The 9,642-nt window shown below is 52.4% G+C and carries 8 protein-coding genes and 1 tRNA gene; 4 read left to right on the top strand and 5 right to left on the bottom strand.

The window, feature by feature from the left end:
* Window positions 1–15: 15 nt before the first annotated feature.
* The 5 genes from LAT75_RS13970 to LAT75_RS13950 form a co-directional block, all read right to left on the bottom strand.
* A tRNA-Pro gene (locus LAT75_RS13970) sits at window positions 16–89 on the bottom strand.
* 78 nt (window positions 90–167) lie between these two features.
* A complete protein-coding gene (locus LAT75_RS13965; RefSeq protein WP_291483295.1) occupies window positions 168–3,581 on the bottom strand; it encodes a DUF4175 family protein in 3,414 nt (1,137 codons plus the stop codon).
* Window positions 3,582–3,747: 166 nt separating this feature from the next.
* A complete protein-coding gene (locus LAT75_RS13960; RefSeq protein WP_291483294.1) occupies window positions 3,748–4,623 on the bottom strand; it encodes an MBL fold metallo-hydrolase in 876 nt (291 codons plus the stop codon).
* 59 nt (window positions 4,624–4,682) lie between these two features.
* Window positions 4,683–5,321: an LON peptidase substrate-binding domain-containing protein gene (locus LAT75_RS13955; protein ID WP_291483293.1), complete on the bottom strand. Its 639-nt coding sequence runs from the start codon at window positions 5,319–5,321 to the stop codon at window positions 4,683–4,685.
* 89 nt (window positions 5,322–5,410) lie between these two features.
* Entirely contained in the window at window positions 5,411–5,758 is a 348-nt protein-coding gene (locus tag LAT75_RS13950; protein ID WP_291483292.1) for a MerR family transcriptional regulator, read from the bottom strand.
* Window positions 5,759–6,019: 261 nt separating this feature from the next.
* On the opposite strand from LAT75_RS13950, the gene LAT75_RS13945 reads away from it, so the two are divergent.
* The 4 genes from LAT75_RS13945 to LAT75_RS13930 form a co-directional block, all read left to right on the top strand.
* A complete protein-coding gene (locus tag LAT75_RS13945) occupies window positions 6,020–6,976 on the top strand; it encodes a glycosyltransferase family 2 protein (RefSeq protein WP_291483291.1) in 957 nt (318 codons plus the stop codon).
* Complete coding sequence (locus LAT75_RS13940) at window positions 6,973–7,797, top strand: class I SAM-dependent methyltransferase (protein WP_291483290.1); 825 nt, start codon at window positions 6,973–6,975, stop codon at window positions 7,795–7,797. Before LAT75_RS13945 ends, LAT75_RS13940 begins: the two co-directional genes overlap by 4 nt.
* Before the next feature lie 127 nt (window positions 7,798–7,924).
* Window positions 7,925–8,680: a phosphocholine cytidylyltransferase family protein gene (locus LAT75_RS13935; protein WP_291483289.1), complete on the top strand. Its 756-nt coding sequence runs from the start codon at window positions 7,925–7,927 to the stop codon at window positions 8,678–8,680.
* Between the two features lie 5 nt (window positions 8,681–8,685).
* On the top strand, window positions 8,686–9,642 hold a 957-nt coding region (locus tag LAT75_RS13930; protein WP_291483288.1), incomplete at its 3' end, for a CDP-glycerol glycerophosphotransferase family protein.

The following is a 9,642-nucleotide window of genomic DNA, read 5'->3' as shown; positions in this document are numbered from 1 at the left end:
AAGCAATCTCAAACGTCGGGGCGACAGGATTTGAACCTGCGACCCTCTGCTCCCAAAGCAGATGCGCTACCGGGCTGCGCTACGCCCCGTTTGTTTTTTGCAAAGAATTCAAATATAAGAGCAAATTGCACTGAAAGCAAGTACTGCTTTTAAGATGCTTTAAATTATCAGTCAGGCAGGATGAGTTCCTGGCCTTCAAGCTCCTGTAAAATCTGAAAATAGATGCGGATCAGCTGCTGGTAATCTTCGCTGAACCGGGTCTGATTCGGATCCTGCAGTCGCCGGCGGATCTCTCGCTCAAGCTCTTCCAGCGTCATTTCCGGAGGCTGCGAGAGCTCGATATCTTCCGCGGAAATGCCGCGGCGCTCGTCGCTTTCCTCGCGCTGATCAAAGGCCCGCTGTGTTTCCAGCATGCGGGACAATATGTTCTGCTGGCGCTCGACCAGAATATCATCGGTGTTGCCGCCGCGCAGGTCGTTGATGGTGTCTTCCATTTGTTCGAGCATGCGCTCGAACTCGCTCAGCAGCCGGTCGCCTGGCCGGAGTGCGCCACGCCGCTGCATTTCTTCAAGCTGACGCCGAATTTCGTTCTGCTGCCGCGCCATCTGGTCGAGCCGTTCCATGTGCTCCTGCGTGAGCCGGTCGCCGGCAACATCGTTGATGAAGTCCTGAATTTGCTGATTTAGCTGCTGTTGCTGCTCGCCCGTCTGCTCCATTTGCTGCATCATCTGTTCTGCCGACATTCCGCCGCCCCCGCCTTCTCCGTCGCCGTCCATATCAAGCTGATCCAGTAAATCGGCAATCATGCCAGTGAGCTGATTGAGGCCGCCCAGCGCCATTCGCTCGGCTGTAGTAGCCTGATTCCTGTTGCGCTCACGCAGGTAATCGACGCTCTGCCCGAGTACACGTTCAACATTCAGGCGATGCTCAAGCGCCGCATTGGTGAAGCTGGGAATTTCTTTGGCCACCTGATACAGGGAGTCCACTACAATTGCAAAGTTGGCCGAAATGTTGCGCTGCGAGCGCGCCTGCTGCACAAAGGCGATGCTGTTGGCTTCAAGCTGCAGGGTTTCGAGGTTTTGGTCTTCCTGTGCTTCTGAAAGCGTTAGCATGCTCTGGAAGATGGATTTCAGGGCGGCAATATTTACGTTAATGCGCTCCTGATTCATTTGGGAGCGGGCCTGCGCCATATTCTCACTCATCTGTCTGAGCTGATCCCGGATCTGCTCCTGCTGCTCTCTGCTTTCCTGCGGGCTTCCGTCGGGCGAACCGAGCTGCTCAATATTTTCCTCAATTTGCTCCTGAACCTGCTGCATTTGCTGCTGCATCTGTTCGGAAAGTTCTTCCATGCGGGCCTGTTGCCGGTTGGGGGCCTGTTCGGCCATGCGCTCCATTTTCTCCTGAAGCTTGTCGAGTTCCTCCTGAATGGCCTGCTGCTGTTGCTGCTGTGCCTCACTGTCATCCATTTCCATGAGCCGTTCTTCCTGCTGTGCAAGGTCCTCGAGCAGGGCAGCGGCACGGTCGAGGTCAGCGTTCAGGCGCAGCTGTTTGAACAGTTCAACTGTACGTTCAAGCCGCTCCTGATAATTGCGCTCATTAAACTCAAGGTTTTCAAGGGCTTCACGCATCTGCTGCTGATCCATGTTCTGTATGCTTTCCTGAAGCTTTTGCATCATCTCCAGAATCGCGGGGTCGTCGATTTCATCCATCAGCCGCTGAAGCTCTTCGTACAGCCGGCGGGTATCTTCACTGATTACGTTATCCTGCATAATTTCATCCCGCATGCGCTCAAACTCTTGCTGAAGCTGACGTACCTGCTCGGATACTTCCTCCTGCCGGCTCATCATCTCTTCGGTCATGCGCTCCTGTTCCCAGGTTTCGTCGGGGTTTTGGATGATGTTTTCCCGAAGTTGCTGAAGGTCTTCCCGGGCTTGTTCCTGCTGCCGGCTGAGGTCTTCGAGGCGCTGTTGCAGGTCATCTTCCTGCTCTTCCTGCTGCAACAGGCTTTCCGCGAGCGATGCCGCCCGGATAATATTTCGCCCCGAAACGGCCGATTTTGGTCCGTTAATTTCATCATTATCAAAAACTTCAATCCAGTAAACAACCTCATCGGCCGATTGCAGGTTCAGGCTGCTGAGGTCCCAGTCGTAGCTGAGGTTGGCCGAAGCCGGTGCGGTTCCGGAGATGCGGATAGATCCGCTGCGGGTCTGGTCGCTGAAGCCTTCCCGCACTTCGTAGCGCAGGTGCATGGCGGTAAAGCCGTAATCGTCGCGGGCTTCTACACGCAGGGTAACTTCGCGGGGGTTGAGTTTCTGAATAACGGCTTCCGGCTGTGTGATGCGCACCGTAGGGTGCTGATCGCGGATTACGCGAAGGCTGAAGCTGAACGGATTGCGGTTTTCGAGCCCGTCGGCATCCTGAAGCGTGAAGCGGAGGGTGTCAGGCTGAAGCACATGCATGGTATGAGTGTAGCGGGTTGGGTCTGCTGTATCAGCTATGGTAAGTGTTGCTGAAACTTCGGTTGAATCAGCCGGATTTGCGCGATGGATCAGGGCCTGCTCAAGCTGTTTGTTCGCCTTGCCTTCGAGTTCGAGTACGGAGCCTTCAGCCAGCTCAATCCGGGTAAAGGGGTAGGTGAAACGGGCCGGTTCAAGCCTGGTGTAGGAAGGAGGCACAACCCGCGCCACAAGTTCGCGGAATCGCGGAATCTGTGAAACGGTGAGTTTGTATGATGGGGTCTCGAAGCCATCCATCTGAATGCGGTACTCGGAATCCTCGAAAATTTCCTGTGGCGGGGATACAAAACGACCGGGAGAAGTCATTTCAAGCGGGATGTTCCGGAAGCGTTCTTCCACGCGGGTTCGGAGCATCATCCCCACAGCCTCAGGCCGGTCGCCCTCGAAATCGACCTGAACAAAGAAACGCCCGCCCTGCTCGATGGTTGTTGTACCGGGCTGTACCGTGAAAACATAAGGGTTTGGTTTTTCAAAAACACTCAAGAAGGCCAATGAACGTGTGCCGACTCCTTCGTTGAAACCCGCGAAAATCAGATTAATCAGCAAAAGGCCGGTGAAAATCAGGGAGCTGCGCCTGAATATGACGGCCGCCGGTGTTGCAGCCTGCCAGCGGGTGAGCCGGAGTTTTGCTGTATCAGCCGGGTTGGAATCAATTTTGCTGAGGCTTGCAAGGTTTTGGGCCACCGCTGCCTCACGCAGGCTCGGGGAGGTACCGGCTTCCTGCTTTTCAAGATCAAGCAGGTAGCGGAGTTCCTGCAGGCCGGTATCCTTCGTGAGCCTTCGGTTAAATGAAACGCGATCAGGGGGTGGCAGTTTTTGGAGCAGCAGCCAGGAAATGGATGCTCCGGCCGCAATACCGGCAAGCCACAGGCTGCTTTTGAGCAGGGGTGACAGCCATGCCGATTGCTCTATGAGCATCAGGATAAAGAAAACGGTGAGAAAACCGGAGAGTCCGCCCAGCGCAACGGCCAGTTTTCGCTGCCGGTTTGCTTTGGTCCAGGCCTCTTCGGCTATCTGACGGTAGTATGCGATGCGCGTTGCGGGGTTTGTGGCTGAATTACTCAAGGTGTTGGGTCTGAATCTGATGAAAAAACCGGAACGTGAAAATATGGATTTATCAATTGGCTAAGCCTGCAAAAAAAACGCGCAGGTCTGCCGGATGGTATGGCAGACCTGCCGTGTTACGAAAACGAAGCGGGCGGGGGCAGCATTCATCCCCCCGTGAAATCAATTACAAATCGGCGAGTGTGATGGCGTCGCCGGCTTCGATGTAGCGCTTGCCCTGTACCAGGCTGATTACTTCATTTTGGGCATCGTGTTCGAGGAAGAGGTAGCAGCCTTCTTCAAACCACTGTTTGAGCAGCACTTCCTTCTCACTGAGGGTATCGGCGGGGCGCATGTCGTAGCCCATTACCCAGGGCATAGGCACGTGTGCCGCAGTCGGGATGAGGTCAGCCGCAAAAACAAGGCTGAAATCGCCGGTGCGGATTACGGGAAGCTGTTGCCCCTCCGAATGCCCGTGCACAAAAGCCATACCGAAGCCCGGCTCGAACTCGTCCCCCTCTTTGGTGAATTTCATGCGCTTGCTCAGCCGCATCGGCTCCAGATTCTCTTTAAAAAAAGAAGCCCTTTCGCGGATATTCGGGCTGTTGGCCGTAGCCCAGTGTTTTGCGCCGACCCAAAAGTTTGCGTTTTTGAAGACAAGCTCGGGTTCGCCGGCTTCGTTGTAGCTGGTTGTGCCGCCACAGTGGTCAAAATGGAGGTGGCTGAAAATTACGTCCGTCACATCATCAGCGGTGAACCCGTGCGCTGCCAGCGAATCATGCAAATTGCCGTACGGGTAGCTGAAATCGTAAATGGCGGACATCTTTTCGTTGAATTTATCGCCGGAACCGTTGTCGATGAGGTACAGGCGGCCGGTCTGCTCAGATTTTACCAGCAGGCAGCGCATGGCCATGTCGATCCGGTTTTGATCGTCAGCGGGGATTTGTTTCTCCCACATGGGCTTGGGGATAACCCCAAACATGGCACCGCCATCGAGCTTGAAGCGGCCGGTTTCGATGGTGTACAAGGTGAAAGGTCCTTTTCGGACGGAAGAAAGTTTCATAATGGAAAATCAAAGATTTAGGTAGGAATAAAAGGAAAAGCTGCCCGGGTCAGCTGAATTCAGATGTTAAAATCGAGTGGGGGAAACTCACGGAAATGACCGTTGGATTTGATCAGGTCACGCGTATCCTGAAAACCTTTGAGGCGGGGAATGGAGCGTTTGATGTGTTCCAGAACGTACTGCAACCGTTCGGTTTCTGATTTGATTTCCAGCAGGTTCTGTTTTTGGGCCAAATCGAAGCCGATGATGTGCCCAAAGCCAAACGCGTTTTTGGGATTTGCAAGGGCGGGGTTTTCAAACCGGAGTTTGGCCAGCTCTGCAAGCTCTTCAAACTGCGAAAGTACCTGTGCAAGCAGATCTGCATCCTGAGGGCTGAGCTGCTGCTCATCATTAAAACTCGTAACCGAGCCCTGCAGAAATGTGCGGCTGTGTGAGTAGGAGCGGGTCATGAAGCGGTCGCTGCCACGGGTTACGATATCCAGCCGCCCGTCGTCGTATTCGGTTTCAACACGCACAATGCTTGCAAAAGTACCGACCTTCGATACCTGTTTGTCGATAAAGCTGACAATCCCGAATGGCAGGTTAAGTTCGAGGCATTCTTTGACCATATCCTTATAGCGGGGTTCAAAAATGTGTAGTGGCAGTTTATCACCCGGAAATAAAACAAGCTGTAAAGGGAAAAGCGGAATCAAACTCATAATAAAATAGATGGAACAGAATCTTGAACCCTAAAGTAATCAATTAATCCGAGCCGGCAAGACCGGCAGATTTGTGGTCAGAAATACACTCACAATTTATCAAGTAACTGCTGAAGCAGCAGGCGCACTTCCCGTAAATCCCGCTGAAGATCTGTGTTTTTCGGGAAAAGCTCCGGGGTTTCGCCGTCTTTGGTTTTTGGTTTTTTACGGCGTGCCTGCATTTCCTGCTGTGCGCCGGAAGTACTGAACTGCTTGTCGCGGATCAGAATTTTAAGCTCCATAATCAGGTCGATATCGCGCGGGCTGTAAATACGGTTGCCGGCACGGTTTTTGGCAGGGCTGAGCTCTTCAAAAACAGACTCCCAATAGCGCAGCACGTGCGGTTCCACGCCGGTTAGCCGGCTTACCTCACTAATTTTGTAGTACAGTTTTTCCATGTGAACTTACCGGAGAATCCGTATTTTGGCAGGCTATACAGTTTTGAGGCGTTCATTGATTATTATCAGTGCCGCCCCTTACTATCAGCAGGTTTTAAGGCATGGTTTGCCTGTATGCGTACTGATCGCGTACAGGCTGGTGTTTACCGAATTTTATGCATGAAAATGCAGGCAGTTCGTTACACCAATTAAGATAAGTTTATTCAGGCAATCTCCATAAAACGATTGCCTGTTTCACCCGGCAGATTTACAGGAACAAGTTTGGAAACCGTAAGTGTTGTAATCCCGTTACTCGACGAGCAGGACTCCCTGCAGGAGCTTTATGAAAAGCTTTGCGAAGCCCTTAACGACCGTTTCAGGGTAGAGCTTGTTTTTGTGGATGACGGCTCGAAAGACAACTCCTGGCAGGTAATCGACCGGCTTTGTGCGCTCGACGAGCGCGTGAAAGCCATCCGCTTTAAACGCAACTACGGCAAAAGTACGGCGCTTCATTACGGCTTTCAGCAGGTTACCGGAGACTATGTGGCTACCATAGATGCCGATCTGCAGGACGATCCCGCGGAAATTCCGCTTATGATTGAGCAGTTGAAAGCGCAGCAGCTCGATCTCATTTCCGGCTGGAAGCAAAACCGTCAGGATCCGCTCTCTAAAACGATGCCTTCACGCTTTTTTAATTTTGTGACACGCAAGGTAACGGGCATCCCCCTGCACGATTTCAACTGCGGCCTCAAAGTGTACCGCCGCGCAGTAGTGAACAGGCTTGAACTCTATGGCGAGCGGCACCGGTATATTCCGCTGCTGGCCTGGGCCGACGGCTATCAGGAAATCGGGGAAAAGAAAGTTGTGCATTATCCCAGAAAACACGGCATTTCAAAATTCGGCATTTCCCGCTTTATTTATGGTTTTCTGGATCTCATCACCCTCATTTTTATCAATTTCTACATGCAGCGGCCCATGCACTTTTTTGGTTCGGCCGGTGCGCTCTCGGTTGCTGCGGGCTCAGCAATTACGGCTTATCTGGTTATTATGCGCCTCTTTTACGGGGAGTTCCTCGCACGCAGACCGCTGCTGCTGTTTGGCATATTGCTCATACTGCTCGGGTTTCAGTTCGTTTCTGTGGGGCTGTTCGGCGAAATGATGGTTCGTCAGAAACGCGATACACGCATGGTGAATGTTTCGGAGCTGCGAAATACACCGGTAAAAAAAGCTGAGTTATGAGTCAGATCGCCTACGACCCGGTAAAAGACCGGCTGGCAGCCATCATCAGGCATTCGGGCTTGCTGAGAACCCTTTTTTATGTGGCGCTTGATGTCTTTTTTTTAAGAAGCTGGCATATCCGCAGGAAGTTGCGGCTTATTTTCCGCGGAAACCCCAAAAAACTGCGTATCCTCGATGCCGGCAACGGCTTCGGTCAGTACGACCGTTTTATGCTCAGAAACCTTTCCGTCGATCACATCCTGGCTGTTGATGTGAAGGCAGACTACCTCGAAGATTGCCGTCTGTATTTTAAAGATGAAATTGCGCAGGGCCGCATCATCCTGCAAAAGCAGGATCTGCTTGAATTTACCGCACCCGGATACGATCTGGTGCTGTGCGTGGATGTGCTCGAACACATTGAAGAAGATGTGAAGGTGATGCGCAACATGATGCAGAGCCTGAGGCCCGGCGGTTATTTTCTGATGCACTCGCCCTCGCACCTTGCCGAAGAAGATGCCGGTGAGGATGCTTTTTTTGTGGATGAACACGCCCGTGCCGGCTATTCAGCGCAGGAGCTGCGGTCAAAATTTCGTCAGGCCGGCCTGCAGCCGCTTAGTCTGCGTTACACCTATGGCCCTGCCGGACACACAGCCTGGGTGATACTCATTAAATGGCCCATGCTGCTACTCAATAAACTCGGTTTTGGAGCCATACTGCTGCTGCCACTCTGGTACCTGGTTTCTTTTCTGCCAGGTATGCTGCTGAACTGGCTCGATACCCGCATCGTACCGCATAAAGGCACCGGAATCATGGGCTTCGCAAGAAAACCGGAGCTGGGCTGATGCTCCGGTTTAAGGGGCTGCAAACGGAGGGTTAGTTTTGGGTATTTATATTGCAAGTATGTTGCGTTTCTCTTAGTTTCATGGCTTTGGACTTATTCAATTGCTCACAGCTGATTTTCTTACTACAATGATAACTACTGCCGTAATACTTGCTGCCGGCCTGGGAAGCAGACTTGGTGAACACACAAGCAGGAAGCCAAAATGCCTGGTTGATGTAGAGGGGTGCCCTCTGTTAGATCGCAGTATTCGCGCTCTCACCGCAAACGGCTTTACCAAAATTGTGATAGTTGGCGGTTATAAAGCAGATGTTTTGGAAGAATTCCTCGGTACAAAAAACTATCCGGCTGAAATTCAGGTGATTTACAACCATCACTACGCAAGCACCAATAACATTTATTCCCTCTGGATTGCCTACAATCTGCTCAGGCTCGATGAAAGTTTTTTACTTCTTGAAGGCGACCTGATTTTTGACAGCAAAGTTCTGAGCGCTTTTAAGACACAGTCAGCCATTGCCCTCGATACCTACAACCCGGCCATACATTCCGGAACTACGGCATCGGTAGGCCGTTCAGGCTGGCTTGATTCGCTCTACTTCCGGCCTGAGCTTCCTGAAACCGGTACTGTATATAAAACGGTCAATATCTATTCCTTCGAGCCGGAATTTGCGGAGCATCTGTTTTATACCCTCAACCGGTTTATAGAACAGGGACGCACGCAGATTTATTATGAGTACGCAATTGATGAAGTACTCAAAAAATATGGGCAAAAGCTCAGGATGGTTGATTTTTCAGATGTTTTTTGGGATGAAATTGACTCCGAAACCGATCTGAGAAGGGTTGAAGAAAACCTGAGGCTTTTGCAGGCTGTAAAAGGGCAAAACTGAACCCAATGGGCCTGTTCAGGAAGACCCCCTATCCGGTTCAGTGGTTTTTCGGACTTCTGTCTGCCCGGCTGATCCCCCGCTTCACACCCCGTGCCCGGAAAGTTGTGCTTACTTCCTTTCATGGTGATGGTTACCGAGGCAATCCCCGCGTCATATTTGAAGCCCTGGTTCAGCACCCCCGTATTAATGCCGTATGGCTTACACGCAGCCCGAGCCTGTGTGAAGAACTCCGCGGGCGGTTCGGTTCGGAGAAGGTTGCCCTTCAGCACTCCCTGCGCGGACTTCGGGAACTTGGCGAAGCACGCGCCGTTTTCCTTACACACGGCACCAGCGATTTCGCCTTCCTGAGGCTGCCGCGGCATGCGGCCATCATTCAAACCTATCACGGCCTTCCGACCAAAAAAGGCGAGTACCTGAGGCCCGGTACCGATGCCCCTCCCAACTGGCTGCACCGTAAAGTACTGGAATACCGCTTCAAACCAATCACCCATTTTTTGTCGTCATCTCCGGTAGTCTCTGATATTTTTTCCCGGCGTTTCGGCATTCCGGTATCCGGCTTCCGGCCAACGGGTTACCCGATGTATGAGCAGCTGATGCAGCCCGCTAACGGAACGGATGAGCTCCTCTCAAAACTCGGAATCCGCAAACAGACCGGGGAGGCTGCCCCCAAAATCATCCTCTATGCACCAACCTACCGCCGCCGCAGCCGCACAAGATGGTTTCCTTTTGAGGACTTCGATGCCCAAAAGCTGGATGACTTCCTCCGTGAAGAAAATGCCCTGATGTGCCTTCGTCCGCACCCGAACGACCGGCCTGTACCTGCCGCGCTGCTCAGGGGCTCTAAGCGCATCATCCTTACCGATCAGCGGAAAGTTGAACAGACTGAAGCGCTTGTACAGGGCGCAGCAGCCATCATCACAGATTACAGCAGCATCTATCTTGAAGGCCTGCTGCGGGATGTT

This window comes from Cyclonatronum sp., from assembly GCF_022565315.1.
GTDB lineage: Bacteria > Bacteroidota > Rhodothermia > Balneolales > Cyclonatronaceae > Cyclonatronum.
This window is presented reverse-complemented; position numbering and strand designations above follow the sequence as displayed.

Coding starts and splice junctions, on each gene's coding strand:
- LAT75_RS13955 (WP_291483293.1), bottom strand. CDS start 5,321: ATGAGTTTGATTCCGCTTTTCCCTTTACAGCTTGTTTTATTTCCGGGT.
- LAT75_RS13960 (WP_291483294.1), bottom strand. CDS start 4,623: ATGAAACTTTCTTCCGTCCGAAAAGGACCTTTCACCTTGTACACCATC.
- LAT75_RS13935 (WP_291483289.1), top strand. CDS start 7,925: ATGATAACTACTGCCGTAATACTTGCTGCCGGCCTGGGAAGCAGACTT.
- LAT75_RS13940 (WP_291483290.1), top strand. CDS start 6,973: ATGAGTCAGATCGCCTACGACCCGGTAAAAGACCGGCTGGCAGCCATC.
- LAT75_RS13950 (WP_291483292.1), bottom strand. CDS start 5,758: ATGGAAAAACTGTACTACAAAATTAGTGAGGTAAGCCGGCTAACCGGC.